Annotated in this window: 20 protein-coding genes; 19 read left to right on the forward strand and 1 reads right to left on the reverse strand. The window is 64.6% G+C overall.

Annotated elements, in window-relative coordinates; genetic code table 11:
• The first annotated feature begins 18 nt into the window (after positions 1-18).
• The 14 genes from nuoL (at position 19) to IF809_RS09810 (ending at position 15,655) form a co-directional block, all read left to right on the forward strand.
• On the forward strand, positions 19-2,139 hold the full coding sequence (nuoL, locus tag IF809_RS09745) for an NADH-quinone oxidoreductase subunit L (protein WP_453990656.1): 2,121 nt from the start codon (positions 19-21) through the stop codon (positions 2,137-2,139).
• Complete coding sequence (locus tag IF809_RS09750; protein ID WP_128966541.1) at positions 2,140-3,648, forward strand: NADH-quinone oxidoreductase subunit M; 1,509 nt, start codon at positions 2,140-2,142, stop codon at positions 3,646-3,648.
• A gap of 22 nt (positions 3,649-3,670) precedes the next feature.
• The gene (gene nuoN, locus IF809_RS09755) at positions 3,671-5,107 is read left to right on the forward strand and encodes an NADH-quinone oxidoreductase subunit NuoN (protein ID WP_128966540.1); all 1,437 of its coding nucleotides are present in this window, start codon (positions 3,671-3,673) and stop codon (positions 5,105-5,107) included.
• 1 nt (position 5,108) lies between these two features.
• Complete coding sequence (locus IF809_RS09760; RefSeq protein ID WP_462837461.1) at positions 5,109-5,915, forward strand: biotin--[acetyl-CoA-carboxylase] ligase; 807 nt, start codon at positions 5,109-5,111, stop codon at positions 5,913-5,915.
• On the forward strand, positions 5,915-7,585 hold the full coding sequence (locus IF809_RS09765; RefSeq protein WP_128966538.1) for a ribonuclease J: 1,671 nt from the start codon (positions 5,915-5,917) through the stop codon (positions 7,583-7,585). Before IF809_RS09760 ends, IF809_RS09765 begins: the two co-directional genes overlap by 1 nt.
• 13 nt (positions 7,586-7,598) lie before the next feature.
• A complete protein-coding gene (gene mce / locus IF809_RS09770; protein ID WP_092290870.1) occupies positions 7,599-8,003 on the forward strand; it encodes a methylmalonyl-CoA epimerase in 405 nt (134 codons plus the stop codon).
• A gap of 8 nt (positions 8,004-8,011) precedes the next feature.
• Positions 8,012-8,287 (forward strand): DUF1467 family protein, encoded by a 276-nt coding sequence (locus IF809_RS09775; protein ID WP_128966537.1) that lies wholly within the window; start codon positions 8,012-8,014, stop codon positions 8,285-8,287.
• Positions 8,288-8,359: 72 nt separating this feature from the next.
• On the forward strand, positions 8,360-8,698 hold the full coding sequence (locus IF809_RS09780) for a hypothetical protein (RefSeq protein WP_462837462.1): 339 nt from the start codon (positions 8,360-8,362) through the stop codon (positions 8,696-8,698).
• Positions 8,699-8,730: 32 nt separating this feature from the next.
• On the forward strand, positions 8,731-10,017 hold the full coding sequence (mtnK, locus tag IF809_RS09785; RefSeq protein WP_128966535.1) for an S-methyl-5-thioribose kinase: 1,287 nt from the start codon (positions 8,731-8,733) through the stop codon (positions 10,015-10,017).
• Between the two features lie 223 nt (positions 10,018-10,240).
• Positions 10,241-11,830, forward strand: a complete 1,590-nt coding sequence (locus IF809_RS09790) for an ABC transporter substrate-binding protein (RefSeq protein ID WP_462837479.1) — start codon at positions 10,241-10,243, stop codon at positions 11,828-11,830.
• Between the two features lie 61 nt (positions 11,831-11,891).
• On the forward strand, positions 11,892-12,815 hold the full coding sequence (locus IF809_RS09795) for an ABC transporter permease (RefSeq protein ID WP_128969353.1): 924 nt from the start codon (positions 11,892-11,894) through the stop codon (positions 12,813-12,815).
• Positions 12,812-13,633, forward strand: a complete 822-nt coding sequence (locus tag IF809_RS09800) for an ABC transporter permease (RefSeq protein ID WP_128966533.1) — start codon at positions 12,812-12,814, stop codon at positions 13,631-13,633. Before IF809_RS09795 ends, IF809_RS09800 begins: the two co-directional genes overlap by 4 nt.
• Entirely contained in the window at positions 13,630-14,610 is a 981-nt protein-coding gene (locus IF809_RS09805; protein WP_128966532.1) for an ABC transporter ATP-binding protein, read from the forward strand. The genes IF809_RS09800 and IF809_RS09805 overlap by 4 nt, the downstream gene beginning before the upstream one ends.
• Positions 14,603-15,655 (forward strand): ABC transporter ATP-binding protein, encoded by a 1,053-nt coding sequence (locus IF809_RS09810; protein ID WP_128966531.1) that lies wholly within the window; start codon positions 14,603-14,605, stop codon positions 15,653-15,655. Before IF809_RS09805 ends, IF809_RS09810 begins: the two co-directional genes overlap by 8 nt.
• Here the strand turns inward: IF809_RS09810 and chrA are convergent.
• On the reverse strand, positions 15,652-16,875 hold the full coding sequence (gene chrA, locus IF809_RS09815) for a chromate efflux transporter (protein ID WP_462837463.1): 1,224 nt from the start codon (positions 16,873-16,875) through the stop codon (positions 15,652-15,654). The two genes, IF809_RS09810 and chrA, sit on opposite strands and share 4 nt — an antisense overlap.
• A 199-nt stretch (positions 16,876-17,074) precedes the next feature.
• Between chrA and IF809_RS09820 the strand changes: the two genes are divergently transcribed.
• From IF809_RS09820 to IF809_RS09840, 5 genes are all read left to right on the forward strand, one after another.
• On the forward strand, positions 17,075-17,284 hold the full coding sequence (locus tag IF809_RS09820; RefSeq protein ID WP_462837464.1) for a hypothetical protein: 210 nt from the start codon (positions 17,075-17,077) through the stop codon (positions 17,282-17,284).
• Between the two features lie 45 nt (positions 17,285-17,329).
• Positions 17,330-18,052 (forward strand): hemerythrin domain-containing protein, encoded by a 723-nt coding sequence (locus IF809_RS09825; protein WP_462837465.1) that lies wholly within the window; start codon positions 17,330-17,332, stop codon positions 18,050-18,052.
• Positions 18,053-18,248: 196 nt separating this feature from the next.
• Complete coding sequence (locus IF809_RS09830) at positions 18,249-19,070, forward strand: chromate resistance protein ChrB domain-containing protein (RefSeq protein WP_462837466.1); 822 nt, start codon at positions 18,249-18,251, stop codon at positions 19,068-19,070.
• Between the two features lie 98 nt (positions 19,071-19,168).
• A complete protein-coding gene (locus IF809_RS09835; protein WP_128969352.1) occupies positions 19,169-19,402 on the forward strand; it encodes a hypothetical protein in 234 nt (77 codons plus the stop codon).
• 11 nt (positions 19,403-19,413) lie between these two features.
• Positions 19,414-20,352: a DUF1259 domain-containing protein gene (locus IF809_RS09840; protein WP_462837467.1), complete on the forward strand. Its 939-nt coding sequence runs from the start codon at positions 19,414-19,416 to the stop codon at positions 20,350-20,352.
• Positions 20,353-20,374 lie beyond the last annotated feature (22 nt).

Consider the following 20,374-nt stretch of genomic DNA (forward strand, 5'->3'; position numbering starts at 1 on the left):
GCGGAAAGAGTAAGACAAATGGTTCAGGCAATCGTTTTCCTGCCGCTGCTGGGCGCCATTCTGGCCGGCCTGATCGCGCTCGTCGGCGCCCATGGCCGCAACCCCTCGGGCGACGAGCTCGAGCATCACGGCGATCACGGCCATGATCACGGTGCTGGCGCACACGCTCATGCCTCCGACACGATCAACCAGGACGCGTCGGTCATCCACGAGACCCACCACGAGCCCGGCGACGGGCACGACGATCACGGCCACGGCCCGGTCGAGCCGCCGGCGGCGGGCTCGCGCGGCGCCGAGCTGATCACGACCGCGCTGCTGTTCGTCTCGGCCGCGCTGTCCTGGATGACGCTGGTGGATGTCGGCTTCAACGGCCACGACCTCAGGATCCAGCTCCTGCCCTGGATCTTCTCCGGCGAGCTCGAAGTCTGGTGGACGCTGCGCGTCGACACGCTTACCGCCGTGATGCTGGTGGTGGTGACGACCGTGTCCTCGCTCGTGCACCTCTATTCCATCGGCTACATGGACGAGGACCCGAACCGGCCGCGCTTCTTCGGCTATCTCAGCCTGTTTACCTTCGCCATGCTGATGCTGGTGACCGCCGACAACCTCGTGCAGCTGTTCTTCGGCTGGGAAGGCGTGGGCCTGGCGAGCTACCTGCTGATCGGCTTCTGGTACCAGAAGCCGTCGGCGAATGCCGCCGCGATCAAGGCCTTCGTGGTCAACCGCGTCGGCGATTTCGGCTTCGCCCTCGGCATTTTCGCGATCTTCATGCTGACGAGCTCGACGGATTTCGAGACCATCTTCCATGCGGCTCCCGGCCTCACCGGCAAGACCATCGACTTCCTCGGCTGGCATGCCGATGCGCTGACCCTGACCTGCCTGTTGCTGTTCATGGGCGCGATGGGCAAGTCGGCGCAGTTCCTGCTGCACACCTGGTTGCCGGACGCGATGGAAGGCCCGACCCCGGTCTCGGCGCTGATCCACGCCGCGACCATGGTCACCGCCGGCGTGTTCATGGTGGCGCGCCTGTCGCCGCTGTTCGAGCTCGCCCCGAACGCGCAGGCCGTCGTGATGTTCTTCGGTGCGACCACCGCGTTCTTCGCCGCGACCATCGGTCTCGTCCAGAACGACATCAAGCGCATCGTGGCGTATTCGACCTGTTCGCAGCTGGGCTACATGTTCGTGGCGATGGGAGCAGGGGCCTATTCGGTCGGCATGTTCCACCTGTTCACGCACGCCTTCTTCAAGGCGCTGCTGTTCCTGGGCTCCGGCTCGGTGATCTACGCGATGCACCACGAGCAGGACATCCGCAACATGGGCGGCCTCTGGAAGAAGATCCCGTACACCTTCGCGGTGATGACCGTCGGCACGCTGGCGCTGACCGGCTTCCCGCTGTTCGCCGGCTACTTCTCCAAGGACGCGATCATCGAGGCGGCCTATGCCTCGCATAATCCGTTCTCGACCTACGCCTACCTGCTGACGATCGTGGCTGCGGGTCTGACCTCGTTCTATTCCTGGCGTCTGGTGTTCAAGACCTTCTTCGGCGAACCGCACGATCAGGCGCACTACGAGGCCGCGCACGAGAGCCCGATCTGGATGCTGATTCCGATCGGCGTGCTCGCCGTCGGCTCGGTCCTGGCCGGCTTCCCGTTCAAGGAGTTGTTCACCGGGCCGCACGGCGTGGAGGAGTTCTTCCGCGAGTCCGTGAAGATGAATCCGCATATCCTCGAGGATATGGAGCACATGCCGCATCTGCTCGGCTGGCTGCCCTTCGTGATGATGGTCGGCGGCTTCCTGGTGTCCTACACCTTCTATATCCGCAAGCCGTACCTTCCGGTCGAGCTCGCGAACACCCAGCCGATGCTCTACAAGTTCCTGCTCAACAAGTGGTACTTCGACGAGCTCTACGACATCATCTTCGTCCGTCCGGCGAAGTGGATCGGTTACCAGCTCTGGAAGAAGGGCGACGGCTTCATTATCGACGGCTTCGGCCCCGACGGCGTCTCGGCCCGCGTGCTGGATATCACCCGCAACGTCGTGAAGATCCAGACCGGCTATCTCTATCACTACGCATTCGCCATGCTGATCGGCGCAGCCGGCCTGATCACCTGGTTCATGTTCGGCTTTGGAGGCCAGTAAATGACAACCTGGCCCATCCTTTCGGTCACGACGTTCCTGCCGCTGGTCGGCGCGCTGATCGTTTACCTGAGCCGCGGCGATGACGAGGCTAGCCGGCGCAACTCGCGCTGGATCGCGCTGTGGACCACGATCATCACCTTCGCCGTGTCCGTGATCCTGGTCATGCGCTTCGACCCTGCCAATGCCGACTTCCAGTTCGTCGAGAAGACGGCGTGGCTGGCCACCGGCATCACCTACCACATGGGCGTCGACGGCATTTCGCTGCCGCTGGTGATCCTGACCACGGCGGTGATGCCGTTCTGCATCATCGCGAGCTGGAAGGCGATCACCAACCGGGTCCGCGAATACATGATGGCGTTCCTGATCCTGGAAACGCTGATGATCGGCACCTTCTCGGCGCTCGATCTCGTGCTGTTCTATTTGTTCTTCGAGGGCGGCCTGATCCCGATGTTCCTGATCATCGGCGTCTGGGGCGGTCCGCGCCGGGTCTACGCCTCGTTCAAGTTCTTCCTCTACACGCTGCTCGGCTCGGTCTTGATGCTGCTCGCCATCATGGCGCTGTACTGGAACGGCGGCACCACCGACATCCCGACCCTGATGCACACCGCCGTGCCGCGCTCGATGCAGACCTGGGCCTGGCTGGCCTTCTTCGCCTCGTTCGCGGTGAAGATGCCGATGTGGCCGGTGCACACCTGGCTCCCCGACGCGCACGTCGAGGCGCCGACCGCGGGCTCCGTGGTCCTCGCCGCGATCCTCTTGAAGATGGGCGGCTACGGCTTCCTGCGCTTCTCGTTACCGATGTTCCCGCTGGCCTCGCATGATTTCGCGCCGTTCGTCTTCACGCTTTCGGCCATCGCCATCATCTACACCTCGCTGGTGGCCTTGATGCAGGAGGACATGAAGAAGCTGATCGCGTACTCCTCGGTCGCGCACATGGGCTTCGTCACCATGGGCATCTTCGCCGGCACCATGCAGGGTGTCGCCGGCGGCGTGTTCCAGATGATCTCGCACGGCATCGTCTCCGGCGCGCTGTTCCTTTGCGTCGGCATCGTCTACGACCGCCTGCACACCCGCGAGATTGCGGCCTATGGCGGCCTCGTCAACCGGATGCCGCTCTACGCCATGACCTTCATGGTCTTCACCATGGCCAATGTCGGTCTGCCCGGCACCTCCGGCTTCGTCGGCGAGTTCATGACGCTGCTCGGTACCTTCAAGGTCTCGATCCCGACCGCGTTCTTCGCCACCTTCGGCGTGATCCTCTCGGCGGCCTACGCGCTGTGGCTCTACCGCAAGATCGTGTTCGGCGCGCTGGTCAAGCCGTCGCTGATGAGCATCAAGGATATGACCTTGCGGGAGTGCGTGATCCTGTTCCCCATGATCGCGCTGACGATCCTGTTCGGCGTCTATCCGAAGCCGGTGCTCGACATGTCGGCCGCCTCGGTCCAGCAACTCGTCAACAACTACAACACCGCTGTGACGGCCGTGAAGGCCGCCGCACTGCTCCATTGATCGGGCAGGTCAGGATATCGCCATGAGCTTTACGACTGCAGGTTATCAACTGGCACCGGTGCTGCCCGAGCTCGTGCTCGCGATCGGCGCCATGGCGCTTCTGATGCTCGGGGCCTATCGCGGGCAGGGCACCACCAGCGCGGTGACCACGCTGGCGACCGTGCTCCTGATCGCGGTCGGCGTGCTCGAGTACATGCTGCCCGCGGGCAAGCAGGTGACCTTCGGCGGCAGCTTCATCGTCGACGACTTCGCGCGCTTCATGAAGATCCTGGCCCTGGTCGGCTCGGCGGTGACGCTGATCCTCTCGGCCGAGTTCCTCGCCGACCCGTCGCGTCGCATCTTCGAATACGCCATCCTGGTGCTGCTCTCGACGCTCGGCATGATGGTGCTGATCTCGGCGGGTGATCTGATCTCGCTCTATCTCGGCCTCGAATTGATGTCGCTCGCGCTTTACGTCGTGGCGGCCTCGAACCGCGACAACGCCAAGTCGACGGAAGCCGGCCTGAAGTATTTCGTGCTGGGCGCGCTGTCCTCGGGCATGCTGCTCTACGGTTCCTCGCTGGTCTACGGCTTCACCGGCACGGTGAGCTTCACCGGCATCGCCGCGGCGGCGACGATCTCGAACACGGGCCTCGTGTTCGGCCTCGTCTTCCTGCTCGCCGGGCTCTGCTTCAAGGTCTCGGCCGTGCCGTTCCATATGTGGACGCCCGACGTGTACGAGGGCGCGCCGACGCCGGTCACGGCCTTCTTCGCCTCGGCGCCGAAGGTGGCCGCGCTCGCCGTCTTCACCCGTGTCACTCTGACCGCTTTCCCCGGCATCGTCTCGCAGTGGCAGCAGATCCTGGTCTTCGTGGCGATCGCCTCGATGGCGCTGGGCTCGTTCGCCGCGATCGGCCAGAGCAACATCAAGCGCCTGATGGCCTATTCCTCGATCGGCCATATGGGCTTCGCGCTGGTCGGTCTTGCCTCCGGCACGGTCGAGGGCGCGCAGGGCGTCCTGATGTACATCGTGATCTATGTCGCGATGACGCTCGGCTCGTTCGCTGTCATCCTCGCCATGAAGCGCAACGGCCAGGCCGTCGAGCAGATCAGCGATTTCGCCGGCCTGTCGCGCACCAATCCGCTGCTCGCCTTCATGTTCGCGATGCTGCTGTTCTCGCTCGCCGGCGTTCCGCCGCTCGCCGGCTTCTTCGCCAAATGGTACGTCTTCGTCGCCGCCATCAAGGCGAACCTGTTCACGCTCGCCGTGATCGGCGTGCTGACCAGCGTCGTGGGCGCCTACTACTATCTCGCCATCGTCAAGACGATGTATTTCGACGAGCCCGCCGGCCAGGTCGATCCCGTCAGGGTCGAGGTCAAGACGGTGCTGGCGGTCGCTGGCCTGTTCAACATCCTGTTCGCAGTGTTCGCGGGTCCGGTGGTGAGCGTCGCTTCCGCCGCCGCCAAGTCGCTGTTCTAGGATGGCGTTCGCGCTCGGTCCTAGCGCATTGGCCGCGGGCTACAAGCTCGTGGCGCTTGAGCGGACCGGCTCGACCAACGCCGACGCGCTCGAAGCGGCTCGCGCCGGCGAGCGCGGCCCGATCTGGTTCGTGACCTCGGAGCAGACCGCCGGCCGCGGCCGTCGCCAGCGGCCCTGGATCGCACCCAAGGGCAATCTCGCCGCCAGCGTCCTCGAAGTGCTTGATGTCGCGCCTGCGGTGGCTGCCACGATCGGCTTCGCTGCGGGGCTGGCGGAAGAGGCGGCCTTGGAGAAGGTCAGCCTCGAAGCCGCAATGCGGCTCGGCCCCCACCGGCCTCGCTACACCCTGAAATGGCCGAACGACGTCCTCGCCAACGGCAAGAAGCTGGTCGGCATTGGCCTCGAGGCTGAAGCGGTCGGCGATCGCCTGGCCATCGTGACAGGCATCGGCACCAATGTCGTGGCGGCGCCCGAGGGCACGCCGACCCCGGCGGTGTCGCTCGCAGCCCTCGGCGTCCAGATCAGCGCGGAGGAGCTGTTTTCGGCCCTGTCGGACGCCTGGGTCGAGTTTCGTGGCCTCTGGGACAATGGCCGAGGCTTTGCCGAGATCCGTAAGCTGTGGCTGGAGCGCGCCGCCCGCCTGGGCGAGCCGATCGCGATCCACACGGGGACGATGGTGCTGGAAGGCATTTTTGACACGATCGACGAGACCGGCTGTCTGATCGTCCGCACGGCTGAGGGCCGCCGCGTGCCGGTGGCAGCGGGCGAGGTGTTCTTCGGCCCGGTCCGTTCGGTGGGAGCTGCGTGATGGCAAGGCCCGACGAACTGGTGTTTGCGCCGCTCGGCGGTGTCGGCGAGATCGGCATGAATTTGTCGATCTACGGCCTCGGAAACCGCCACCAGCGTTCTTGGTTGGCGGTCGATCTCGGCGTCTCCTTCGGCGACGAGGAGCATCTGCCCGGCATCGATCTGATCATGCCCGACATCAGCTTCCTGGAGAAAGAGCGCAAGAACCTGATGGGGTTGGTGCTGACCCACGCCCATGAGGATCATTTCGGCGCCATCATCGATCTGTGGCCGAAGCTGAAATGCCCGATCTATGCGACCCAGTTCAGCGCGGCGCTGTTCGAGGCAAAATGCGCCGCCGAGCGCAACGCGCCCGTCATTCCCGTCACCGTGGTCCCATCGGGCGGCCGCATCGATGTCGGCCCGTTCAATGTCGAGTTCATCCCGGTCGCGCATTCGATTCCTGAAGCGCATGCGCTTGCGATCCACACCGACGCCGGAGTGGTGTTGCACACCGGCGACTGGAAGATCGACCCGACCCCGACGCTGGGACGACCGACCGACGAGAAGCGGCTGCGCGAGCTCGGCGAGGAGGGCGTGCTCGCCTTGATCGGCGATTCCACCAACGCCGTGCGCGACGGCCGCTCGCCCTCGGAAGCTGAAGTCGCTCGCACCATCATCGATCTCGTGAAATCCGCCAAGGGCCGCGTCGCGGTCACGACCTTCGCCTCGAACGTCGCACGCATCAAAGCCGTCGCCGATGCCGCGAAGGCCGCCGACCGCGAGGTCGTCGTCGTCGGGCGCGCCATGGAGCGCGTGGTGCAGGTCGCGCGCGAGACCGGCTATCTCGACGGCGTGCAGAATTTCCGCTCGCCCGAGGTTTACGGCCATCTGCCGCAGGACAAGGTGCTGGCGCTTTGCACCGGCAGCCAGGGCGAACCGCGCGCCGCGCTGGCGCGCATCGCCAACGATGACCATCCCGAGATCACGCTCAACCGCGGCGACAGCGTCATCTTCTCCTCGCGCACCATCCCCGGCAACGAGAAGGCCGTGGGTTCCATCATCAACAATCTGGTGCTGCAGGGCGTCGAGGTCCTCACCGACCGCGACCATCTGGTCCACGTGTCGGGCCATCCGCGCCGGGACGAATTGCGCGACATGATCTCCTGGGTGAAGCCGCAGCTTCTGATCCCTGTGCATGGCGAAGCGCTGCACCTGAACGATCACGCAAAACTTGCGCGCGCTGCCGGTGTGCCCCGCGTCCTGGTCATTCGCAACGGCGATCTGGTCAAGCTCGGCCCCGGCGATCCCGGGGTGGTCGGCGAGGTGCCCTCGGGCCGGCTTTACAAGGACGGCACCATCCTTGAAGATTCCAAGTCCCGTGCCGTGGTCGAACGCCGCCGGATGGCGTTCTCGGGCTGCGCCTTCGTCGCCATCGCCATGACCGCACAGGGCGAGCTCGCGGACGAGCCCGAAGTCGATCTGGTCGGCATTCCCGAGAAGAACCGGGCGGGCGAGCCGTTCGACGACATCGTGTTCGATGCCGTGATGTCCACGGTCGAGGGCCTGCCAAAGGCACGGCGCAGGGATCCGGACGCGCTGGCTGAATCGGTGCGACGCGCCGTCCGGGCCGTCATCAACGAACATTGGGGCAAAAAGCCCCCCTGTCTGGTACACGTCCTGACAGTCTAACGGGGAGACAACCATGCTGGGTCGGCTCAACCATGTCGCAATCGCGACCAAGGACGCCGTCAAGGCCGCCAGGATCTACGGCGCGGCATTCGGGGCGCAGATTTCCGAGGCCGTCGCGCTGCCCGAGCATGGCGTCACCACCGTGTTCGCGACGCTGCCCAACACCAAGATCGAGTTCATCGAGCCGCTCGGCGAAACCTCGCCGATCGCAAAGTTTCTCGAGCGCAATGCCGATGGCGGCATCCACCACGTCTGCTACGAGGTCGTCGACATCATCGCCTCGCGCGACACGCTGGTGAAGGAGGGCGCGCGCGTGCTCGGCGACGGCGTGCCGAAAATCGGCGCCCACGGCAAGCCGGTGCTGTTTCTGCATCCGAAGGACTTTTCCGGCGCGCTGGTCGAAATCGAGCAGGCGTAAGATCGCCCATGGCCTATCAAATCTCAACCGGGCTCGCGATCTACTTCGTCATCTGGTGGATATCGCTGTTCCTGACGCTGCCGTTCGGCGTGCGCAGCCAGCACGAGGACGGCCTCGGCGCGCCGGGCACGGACCCCGGCGCCCCTGTTCTGACCGGCATGAAGCGCAAGCTGGTCTGGACCACAATCATCTCGGCGATCATCTATGGCCTCGGCATTGCCGCCTATCACGCCGGCTATCTCTCGCTCGACCGGCTATCGCGTTTGATGGGAATGCCGTTTTAGGAGAGTAAGCAACGAGAGATCTCAACCAAGCTCGCAATGACGGCGGAGCGAGTTCTGATACTGGGGGAACGAATGACTTTTCAGAGGATCGTCGTCGTGCATGTCGTCGCCGGCCTTGGCGGCATCGGCTATTTCGAATGGAAGATGGCCGTGCAGGTGCGAACATTGAAAGCGTTCGTCGAGGGCTATGTCTTCAACGAGGCGGTAATGGCCTGCGAGCAGGCCAAGAGCTCGACGCCCTTCAAATGGAACGGAGGCAAGAGCACCTCGGTGATCGGGTTGAACTCGGTCAAAACAGACAAATACACCGTCTATGCCAGCTACACACTGGTAGCGGACAGCGTCTATTGTGATTACGATCCCATCAAAAGAAAGGCCGAGATCGGCTCGAGCTTCCTGGAGCGGGAGTAACGATCCGGCCCAATTGGATGGGATGGATCGTCATGACGCAGGGGCGGGGGGATTATCGAATTTTGCAGGAGGCGGCCTTGCGGGATTATCTCGCGGGCATGCCTGACATCGCAGCCCAGCTCGGCGGCGAGCCGGCCGCCTGGGCCATCACCGAGGTCGGCGACGGCAATCTCAACCTCGTCTTCATCGTCAAGGGCGCGCGCGGCGGCGTCGCCGTCAAGCAGGCACTGCCTTACGTCCGCCTCGTCGGCGAGAGCTGGCCGCTGCCGCTGTCGCGGGCCCATTACGAATATCTCGCGCTGTCCCGGCAGGCCAAGCTCGCGCCCGGCCTGGTACCGGCGCTGCTGCACCACAACGAGACGCTGGCGCTCACCGTGATGGAGCTGCTCGAGCCGCACATCATCATGCGGAAGGGGCTCGTGGCGGGCATGCGCTATCCGCGCTTCGCCGACGACATCAGCACCTTCATGGCGCGGAATCTGTTCTTCACCTCAGACCTCGCGCTCCCGGCGGCCGAGAAGAAGGAAGCTATCGCGGCCTTCGCCGGCAACCACGCGCTGTGCAAGATCACCGAGGATCTGATCTTCACCGATCCCTACCGCATCGCCGAGCAGAACCGCTGGACCGCGCCCTATCTCGATGGCCTCGCAGCGTCCTTGCGCGATGACATGGAGCTGCATGTCGCGATCAGCAGGCTGAAGCTGAAATTCATGGCGAGCCCCGAGGCGCTGCTCCATGGCGATCTCCATACGGGCTCGATCATGGTGACGGAAAGCCAGACGCGGGTGATCGATCCGGAATTCGCCTTCTACGGTCCAATGGGATTTGACGTCGGCGCCGTGCTGGCCAATCTGCTGATGGCCTATTTCGCCTCCGCCGGCCATGAGCGCGCGGCGGGAGAGCGGCACGAGTTCGAGACCTGGGTGCTGGAGACGGTCGAGCAGGTCTGGAGCGAATTTTCGCGAAAATTCCTCGACCTCTGGCGCACGGAGGCGAGTGGCGATGCCTATCCTCTTCCGCTCTTCGCCGGCGATAAGGGCGCTGCGCGCCTCAAGGCCGAGCGGCAGGCCTACATGCAACGCCTCTTCACCGACACCGTTGGCTTTGCCGCCGCCAAAACCATCCGCCGCATTTTCGGCCTCGCCCACAACATCGATTTCGAGCTGATCGAGGACCCGAGGAAGCGCGCCATCAGCGAGGCCCGCGCCGTGCGGCTCGCGCGCGGGATGATGGTGGAAGCGGCGGCGTTTCGGACCATCGCCGACGTGACGGGAGCTGCGCGAAAGCTGCGGGATTGGCAGCCGGAATTGTCAGTCTGAAGACGTCGCGAGAGGGCTCCGTCATTGCGAGCGCAAGGGATGGTCGCCCGATGACGCACTGCGTCATCAGGCGGGCTTGCGTCGCGCAGGAATGCAACCCGTCATGTAGTCTCCGTCCCTGCCTCAGGAACCGGCATCGGCTGCCACCAAAACGAAGCTTGCATTCGACAGGCGACGGATGATCAAATCGCTGATCGGAGTAGCTGCGCTGTCGGGGGGACACATGATGTTCAGGATGTTGGCGATCGTCGCGGGCCTGGGATTGGCGCTCGCGGGACCAGCGGAGGCGCAGACGCCGCGCAAGGGCGGAACCATCCGCATGACAGCGCCCTATGGTTCGAGCTTCACCAGCCTCGACATTCACACCACCCAGCGCGCCCAGGACGAGATCTACGCCAAGGCGCTGCATCGCTCGCTCTACATCTGGAATTCCGCCGAAGGAAAGCCGGTGCTGGAGCTCGCGAAGGAGGACGTGGTTTCCGGCGGCGGCCTGGTTCACACCTTCAAGCTGCGCGACGACGCCTATTTCCACAATGGCCGCAAGATGACGGCCGACGACATCATCTGGTCCTTCAACCGCATCATGGACGGCACCAAGGCCTATCCGGGCGCGCGTTTCGTCCGCATCATCGAGGGTGCGGCCGCGGTCGAGAAGGGGCAGGCCAAGGAAATCTCCGGCCTGAAGAAGATCGACGACTTTACCCTCGAGATGAAGCTGACTGAGAAGGTCGATCCCGGTTTCTATTTCTTCACCGCGCTGACGTCGATTTATCCTGCCGACGAGGGTGCCAAGGAAAGTTTCATCCAGCATCCGATCGGACTGGGGCCGTTCAAATTCGTCGAGCACGTACCGGGATCGCGCATCGTCCTGGAGCGGTGGGACCGGTTCTACAAGCCGGGCAAGCCCTACGCCGACAAGCTCATCGTCTCGATCATGGGTGAGGCCGCGGCGCGCGATGTCGCATTCCGCAACAAGGAGATCGACACGTCGGTGCTCGGGCCGGCCCAATATGTCGCCTATCAGGCCGATCCCGACCTCAAGGGCACGCTCGTCGAAGTCGCCGAGGTCTTCACGCGTTACATGGGCATGAATCCCGCGTTCAAGCCGTTCGCCGACAAGCGCGTGCGGCAGGCGATCAACTACGCGATCGATACCGATCTGATCATCAGCAAGCTGGTCAAGGGCAAGGCCTACCGCGCCACCAGCTGGCTGCCGCTGACCTCGCCGGCCTACGACAAGACGATGAAGCCGTACCCCTACGATCCTGCCAAGGCCAAGCAGCTGCTTGCCGAAGCGGGCTATCCCAACGGCTTCGAGTTCGAATGGACCACCAGCCAGAATGAAAGCTGGGGCCTGCCGATCGTCTCGGCCGTCATCCCGATGCTGGACAAGGTCGGCATCAAGGCCAAGGTCAAGCAGGTCGAGACCGCGGTGCTGGCGGAGGTGGTGCGCACCGGCGACTACCAGGCCTTCATCTATTCGCAGCAGAGCGGCCCCGATCCGCTGGCCGCGCTGAAATGCTTCCACTCCGCAACGCCGCAGCCGGCCTGCAACTACATGAATTTCAAGAACGCCGATTTCGACAAGATCCTCGACGAGGCGGGGCAGGCCGATGACGACGCAAAGCGCACGCAGCTGCTGCAAAAGGCCAATGCGCTGCTCTACGAGGAGGCGCCGGTCTGGTTCTTCAACTACAACAAGGCGGTGATGGCCGTGCAGCCCTGGCTCCACGGCATTCAGAAGAACCCGACGGAGCTGACCCACCAGAACGCCGAGGAGCTCTGGGTCGACGACACCTCGCCCGCAAAGTGACACGCGTTCTCTTGGCTCCCTCCATCGCGATTGAGCGATGGGGGGAGGGAAGAAAGTGCCGATGCTCTCCTTCCTGATCCGTCGTCTGCTGCAGACCATTCCGACCGTGCTCGCCGTGGTGATGCTGGTGTTCGTGCTGTTCAGCGTCGTGCCCGGCAGCATCGCCTCGACCATGAGCGACGACGTCGATCCACAAGTCGAGCTGCGCCTGAAGCAGCAGCTCGGCCTCAACGATCCCGTCTATGCGCGCTTCGGCAAGTACATCGCCAAGCTCGCGACCGGTGATTTCGGAACCTCGTTCCGGACCCGCGAGCCCGTGACGACCATGATCGCCAAGCGCGCCTGGCCGACGCTGCAGCTGATCTTCGCGTCCATGGCCTTCGCGGTTCTGCTCGGCGTGCCGCTCGGTTTCGTCGCCGCATTGCGGCCCGGCGGTTTCGTCGACAGCGCGGCGATGTTCGCGGCGGTATCTGGCCTCTCGATCGCGAAATTCTGGCTCGGGCTGGTGCTGATGTATCTGTTCGCGTTGAAGCTCGGCTGGCTGCCGAGCTTCGGCTATGGCGACGGCGGCCTCAAATATCTGCTGCTGCCGGCGGTGACGCTCGGTGTCTCGCCGATGGCGCTGCTGGCCAGGACGACGCGCGCCGCCGTCCTCGAGATCATGACTGCCGATTTCGTCCGCACCGCGCGCTCGAAGGGCATGAGTGAGACAAGGGTCGTGAAGTGGCACGTGATGCGCAACGCGCTCGTGATCATTCTCACCACCATGGGTCTGCAATTCGGCGCGCTCATGGGGCAGGCGGTCGTGGTCGAGAAATTGTTCTCCTGGCCCGGCATCGGCTCGCTGCTGGTCGACAGCGTGCTCCAGCGCGACATTCCCGCCGTCCAAGGCTCCATTCTGGTCGTGGTGCTGGCCTTTCTCGCGATCAATCTCTTGATCGACGTGCTCTACGGCGTGATCGATCCCAGGATCAGATACGCATGAAGCTCCGCGCCAATCTCGTCATCGGCGGCGGCCTGTTCGCGCTTGCGATCCTGGTCGGCCTGCTGGCGCCGTGGCTGGCGCACACCGATCCGGTCCTCGACGCCAATCTCATGAACGCGGAGGAGCCGCCGAGCTGGACTTGGTGGTTCGGCACCGACGACCAGGGCCGCGACATCTACTCCCGCGTCGTCTACGGCGCCCGCGTCTCGCTGACGGTCGGCATCGTCTCGCAGCTCATCAACAGCGTCATCGGCGTCGCGCTCGGCCTCAGCGCGGGCTATTGGGGCGGCTGGTGGGACGATGTCGTCAACGCCCTCACCAATCTCATGCTCGCGATCCCCTCGCTGATCTTCGCGCTTGCCATCATGGCGGTGCTCGGACCGGGCCTGACCAGCCTCTTGATCGCACTCGGGCTGACCAACTGGTCGTTCACCTGCCGGATCGCGCGGGCCTCGGCGCTGTCGCTCAGGAACCAGGGCTATGTACAGGCGGCGACCGTTCTGGGTTACGGCGATCTGCGCATCATGATCACACAGCTGCTGCCGAACATGCTGGGGCCGATCGTCGTCATCGGCACGCTCGGCATGGGCAGCGCGGTGTTGTCCGAAGCCGCGCTGTCGTTCCTCGGTCTCGGCGTGCGTCCGCCGTTTCCGAGCTGGGGCAGCATGCTGTCGGACGCGCGCGAGCAGATCACGACGGCGCCTTGGCTCTCGGTCTTTCCGGGCCTTGCCATCTTCCTGACGGTGCTCGGCCTCAACCTGCTCGGCGACGGCCTTCGCGACATTCTCGATCCGCAATCGCGGAGCCGGCGGACATGACGGGCGCGCCGCTGATCGAAGTCGAGGATCTGCGCATCGATCTCGACGATGGTGAGAGGCGCGTCGCGGCGGCCGAGGGCGTCTCATTCCGCATCTCGCGCGGCGAGACGTTTGGCCTCGTCGGCGAATCCGGCTGCGGCAAGAGCATCACGGCGCTGGCCCTGATCGGCCTTTTGCGGTCACCACTGTCGATCGGCGGCGGCGTCATCCGCTTTGACGGGCGGGAGATCCAGCACCTGTCCGCGGCCGCTCAGCGCGATCTGCGCGGCAATCGCATCGCCATGATCTTCCAGGAGCCGATGACGGCGCTCAATCCGGTTTCGCCTGTGGGCCGGCAGATCGCCGAGATGTTCGTGTTGCACAAGGGCAAGAGCTGGCGCGAGGCCAACAAGCTGGCGGTCGAGGCGCTGGCGAGCGTCCGCGTCCCCGCGCCCGAGCGGCGCGTCAACGACTATCCGCATCAGCTCTCCGGCGGCATGCGCCAACGCGTGATGATCGCGATCGCGCTCGCCTGCGGGCCGGATCTGTTGATCGCGGACGAGCCGACCACCGCGCTCGATGTCACCGTGCAGGCCGAGATCATCGAGCTGATGCGAAATCTCTGCGCCCAGCGCGGGACGGCAATCCTGATGATCAGCCACGATCTCGGCCTCGTCGCCAATGTCTGCCGCCGCGTCGCCGTGATGTATGCCGGCCGGATCGTCGAGGAGCGCGGCTCCGCCGATATCTTCCGCAAGCCCTCGCACCCCTATACGCAGGGCCTCGTCGACTCGCTGCCGCGGCTGGGCAGCCGCGCAGCGCTTGGCCGCTCCAGACTCAAGGAGATCGCGGGCGTCGTCCCGGCCATCACGAACTTCCCGGAGGGCTGCCGCTTCAATCCGCGCTGCGCGCAGGCGACCGAGATGTGCCGCACGACCCCGCCTGAGACGGACATGCTGGAGGCGGGCGGGCTGGTGAGGTGTCACCACCATGCATGAGCCCAAGAACAAATCGGGCAAGGGGAGGCCGGACAACGATCTCATTCTCAGCGTCGAGGATCTCGCCGTTCATTTCCCTGTCGGCGGCGGCGTGCTGGGCCGTAACCGTCGGCTGCTCCGCGCCGTCGACGGAGTCGATCTCACCCTGAAGCGCGGCGAATGCCTCGGCCTGGTCGGCGAGTCCGGCTCCGGCAAGTCGACCGTCGCCCTGTCAATCCTGGGCCTGCTGGCGCCGACGCGCGGCCGGATCGTGCTGGACGGGCAGATCGTGACATCAAGGCCGTCAGCCGATCGCAAGGCGCTCGCCCGCACCGTCCAGATCGTGTTCCAGGATCCCTACGCCTCACTCAACCCGCGCCAGACGGTGCGGCGGACGTTGGAAGATCCCTTGCGTGTGCACGGCGTGACCGCGCGAAGCGAGATCGCGGACCGCGTCGCCACGATACTGCGGCATGTCGGCCTGCGGCCCGAGCAGGCCGACCGCTACCCGCACGAATTCTCCGGCGGCCAGCGCCAGCGCATCGGCATTGCGCGCGCGCTGATCCTCAATCCCAAGATCGTCATCTGCGACGAGCCCGTCTCGGCGCTCGACGTCTCGATCCGCGCCCAGATCATCAATTTGCTGTTGGAATTGAAGGAGACGCTCGGCCTGTCCTACATCATGATCAGCCACGATCTGGGCGTCGTCGAGCATATGAGCGACCGCGTCGCCGTGATGTATCTCGGCCGAATCGTCGAGAACGGCGATTGGCGCGAGATCTTCGAACGTCCTGCGCACCCCTATACGCAGGCCCTGATCGCAGCCATCCCCGATCCGCTGCGCCATGCTCCACTCGCCACGACCGGCGGCGACCTGCCCAATCCGCTCAATCCGCCGAACGGATGCGCCTTCAGCCCGCGCTGCCGCTACGCCGTAGACGTGTGCCGTCACGAGCCGGGGCCTGTGCTGGAGACGCGGCCCGACGGGCATGCGGTGCGGTGCTGGCGCGCCGATGAGATTGCCGGCCGCGCAGAACTGGCCGCGACTGAGGGTGAACCTCTCTAAAGCAGCGCCATCGCCGTTCCCGCGACGGCGCTGAAGCCGACGACCACGAGCGGAGGTGCGCGCCAGGCGACCAGCAGGACGAAGCCGACAAGCGCGATGCCGAAATCCTCTGGCGAATGCACACTGGTGGTCCAGACCGGACTGTACAGCGCAGCACCGAGCACGCCGACCACGGCGGCGTTGACGCCGCGCATCATGGCCTGGGCGCCGGCACGCTTCCGGAAAGAATCCCAGAACGGCAATGCGCCGAGCAGGACCAGGATGCCGGGCAGGAAGATGCCGACAAGGCCGAGCGCCGCGCCGGCCACGCCGTGCGGCTCCGGAGAGACCACTGTGCCGAGATAGGCCGCGAAAGTGAACAGCGGGCCCGGCACCGCCTGGGCCGCGCCGTAACCGGCAAGAAAGGCATCGTCGCTGAGCCAGCCCGGCGCGACGAAAGCTTCCCGGAGCAGAGGAAGCACGACGTGCCCGCCGCCAAAGACGAGCGCGCCGGAGCGGTAGAAGGCGTCGAACAAGGCGATGCCCTCCGATCCCGTCAGGCCCCGCAGCACGGGAAGCCCCGCCAGCAGGACGAAGAACGCCCCGAGCGTGACCAGCCCCACGGTTCGGGACACGGGCATCTCGACGTGCCCTGATGGCGCCGGCGCATCGCTGCGGCACAGCCAGAGACCTGCGAGCCCGCCGAGGATGATCGCGCCGATCTGGGCGATCGATGCCGTGCTGAACAGGATGATGATCGCCGCGACAGTCGCGATCGAGGCGCGCGCGCGGTCGGGACAGAGATTACGCGCCATGCCCCAGACCGCCTGCGCCACGATCGCGACGGCCGTGAGCTTCAGTCCATGCAGCAGGCCGGCACCGGCCGGCCCGCCCAGCGCGCCGGCACCATAGGCGAACAGGACGAGGATCAAGGCCGAGGGCAAGGTGAAGCCGGTCCAGGCGGCAAGCGCACCGAGGTAGCCGGCCCGCAGCAGGCCGATCGAAAAGCCCACCTGACTGCTGGCGGGACCCGGCAGGAATTGGCACAGCCCGACCAGGTCGGCATAGGCGTGCTCGTCGATCCACTTCCTCCGCACCACGAACTCGTCGCGGAAATAGCCGATATGGGCGATCGGACCGCCGAAGCAGGTGAGGCCGAGCTTGAGGAAGATGCGCAGGACTTCGAGTGGCGAGCCGGCGCGGGACCGCGACACGTCGGTTGGCGAATTGAGATTGCTCACGGGCGCGCGGTCCGGTTCCGGGACAGTTTTATCAAAGCTCTGTCAACGATGTCCAATCCGGTCAGCAAATGCTTGAAATTCATGCGGTCTTATCGAATTTCGTCATTGGAACGAGGCCTGCAATTATCAGTTGGTGCGCCGTCGCGCCGGACGCTTTTTCGAGTCCGGCGGGGCCATATTAGCAGCGAGGAGACTGAGCATGGCAAGTGCGGCAGATCGCGATCCCCGGCACCATACGCAGAAGATGCAGAAGACGTTCCAGGAGATCAGGAACCATCTGCGCGAAGACGTGCAGAAGGTGGATGAACCCCAGCTCAAGGCGATGTTCGAGACCTCAGCCGAGGTTCTGGGCGGGCTCGAGAAGGCCTTCAGGGATTACGAGCAGAAGAACGAAAAGGCTTGGCGCTGAGCGCCCCGGCGTCACAAGGGTTCGGATAGAGACGGGAGTGCCGCGATGGTCGTCATGCCAAGCAAGCGTCGCTTGCTGTTGCTCGGAGGAGCGCTGGCGGCGGTCGCGGCGCCCGCCGTCATCACAAGGCCGGCCTTTGCCGAACGCAAGAGCGGCGGCGCGAAGCAGAAGCGCGTGGACAAGAAGGATGAAGAAGTCACTCCGCCCGAAGACCTGATGCGCGAGCACGGCGTACTCGATCGCGTGCTGCTGCTCTACGAGGCCGCAATCCGGAAATTCGCATCGAACGAAGATTTCGATCCTGCCCTGATCACGCAGTCCGCCGGCATCGTCCGCGATTTCATCAACAACTATCATGAAAAATCCGAGGAGCAGCACGTCTTCCCACGCTTCAAGACAGCCGGCCAGATGACCGATCTGGTGGATACGCTGCTGCGCCAGCACGAGGCTGGCCGGAAGGTCACGGACACCATCCTGAGGCTCGCGCCGTCGGGCCGAAGCAACGCCGACGACCGCAAACAGCTGATCGGCGCGATGCAATCCTTCATCATGATGTACCGGCCGCACGCGGCGCGGGAGGACACTGATCTCTTTCCGAAGCTGAAAGACGTGGTGTCTTCCAACGAGTATGACGCGATGGCCGAGGACTTCGAGAAGAAGGAGCACGAATTGTTCGGCGCTGACGGTTTCGAAAAGATGGCGGATCGCGTCGCCCAGCTGGAGCAGCAGATGGGCATTCACGACCTCAACCAGTTCACGCCGCGCTAATGGGGGCCGGCAGCTCGCGGATACTGTGCGACGCCAGCCTCGACCGTTGATGTCTTCGAGTTGATTTCTTTGCCTGGTCCGGCACGGGCGGGTTGACAGCCCGATCACCAGGGTTTTTATTTCCGGTCCGGGGAATTGCGATCTCCCCGCGAGGCGACATGCCCAAGAATCGCGTCCTGATCACCAAGGGCGCAGCATGTCCACATCATACACTTCGATTTCACCCGACAAATTATCCCGCCTGATCGGCACGGCCAACGCGCCGACGCTGATCGATGTCCGCATCGACGAGGATTTCGCGGCCGACCCGCGTTTGATACCCGGCGCGACGCGACGTTCCCATGTCGACGTTCAGGACTGGGCCTCGTCCCTGACCGGGCAGTCCGTGGTCGTCATCTGCCAAAAGGGACAGAAACTCAGCGAAGGAACGGCCGCCTGGCTCCGTTGCAGCAACGTTGATGCAGAATCCCTGGAAGGGGGCCATCTCGCCTGGAAGGAAGCAAAGCTTCCGACCGTTCCAGTGGGCAGGATGCCCAAGCGCGACGGACGGGGCCGCACGGTCTGGGTCACGCGGGCACGACCCAAGATCGACCGTATCGCCTGTCCCTGGCTGATCCGGCGCTTCATCGATCCTGCCGCGGTGTTCCTTTACGTCTCGGCTCCGGAAGTCGAGGCGACGGCCGACCGGTTCAATGCCACGCCCTTCGACATTGAAAACGTGTTCTGGAGCCACCGCGGCGAACTCTGCACCTTCGACGTGATGGTGCAGGAATTCGGGCTTTCGACACCGCCGATGGTCAGGCTCGCCGAGATGGTGCGGGCCGCCGACACGGCGCGGCTCGATCTCAGTCCGGAGGCTCCGGGCCTGCTTGCAGCCTCGCTCGGCCTGTCGCGCATGTTCGATGACGACCTCGAACAGCTGAATGCCGGCATGCTGCTCTACGACGCGTTCTATCGATGGTGTCGGGACGCAACCGGAGAAACGCACAACTGGCCGACCAACAAGGGCAAGCGCTGACGGGCATGACTGCTCATGCCGCTGCAGCGCGCCATCGTCGCCCGAAAGGCGACGACACTGACGGAACCCGGGCTGGGAGCAAGACCAGGAGAATGATCATGCAAAAGCAAATCATCGCGTCTGCAGCTCTGTTGCTGGCAAGCGCGGGTGGACTCTCGCCCGCGCTTGCCCTGACTCAGGAGGAGCTCGTCGCCCGGATACAGGCGGCTGGCTATGCGCAGGTGAGCGACGTCAAGTCGACCGCCGAAGGCATCAGCGCCAAGGCGATCAAGGATGGCAAGCCGGTCCGGCTCGTCGTCGACAGCAGCGGGCAGGTCAAAGAGCAGAAATAAGGAGACGCGCGATGCGAAAGATCACCGCTGTATTGATCGGCGCAGCAGCCTGCGCCGCCGTTCTCGGCGCGAACGGCCTTGGCCGAGATATGCTCACGCCATTCGTCGCGATGGCTCACGCCGCTGATGGCATCGACTGGCAGAAGATCGACGACACGCTCGGCCGCAAGGCGGCTGTCTCGGACGACGTCCACCGTTACGGCTTTCCGCGCACCGATCTCGCGGTGACATTGGACGGGGTGGCGATCAAGCCGGCGCTGGCGCTCGGCGGCTGGGTCGCGTTCAAGCCCGGCCATGGCGGCGCGATGGTCATGGGCGACCTCGTGTTGCTCGAGACCGAGATCAACCCCGTGATGGCCAAGATGATCGCTGATGGTCTCGAGATCACGGCCGTCCACAATCATCTGCTGCGCGCGAGCCCGGCGACGTTCTATATGCATGTCGCCGGCCATGGGGATCCCCTTAAGTTGGCCACCGCGATCCACGCTGCGCTCGGCAAAAGCAAGACGCCGCTTACCGTCGCAGCACCGGCTAGCCCGCCGCCCGCCGTCGATCTCGATACCGCCAAGCTCGACCAGATCATCGGCGTGAAGGGCCAGGCCAACGGCGGCGTGTACCAGTTCAACGTCAAGCGGCGCGACCCGATCACGGAGGAGGGCATGCCGCTGACTCCCGTCGGCCCGATGGGCGTTGCGATCGGCATCAACTTCCAGCCGACGGGCGGAGGCAAGGCCGCCATCACCGGCGATTTTGTGCTGACAGCCGACGAGGTGAATCCGGTGATCCTGGCGCTGCGTACGCACGGCATCGAGGTCACCGCGCTGCACAGCCACATGTTGGACGAGCAGCCGCGACTGTTCTTCATGCACTTCTGGGCGAACGACGATGCGGTCAAACTCGCCGAAGGTCTGCGGGCGGCGCTCAACAAGACCGCCAGCACCAAGAGTTGAGGCAAACGGCCGCGAGATCGCG

The sequence above is a fragment of the Bradyrhizobium sp. UFLA06-24 genome, assembly GCF_054967145.1.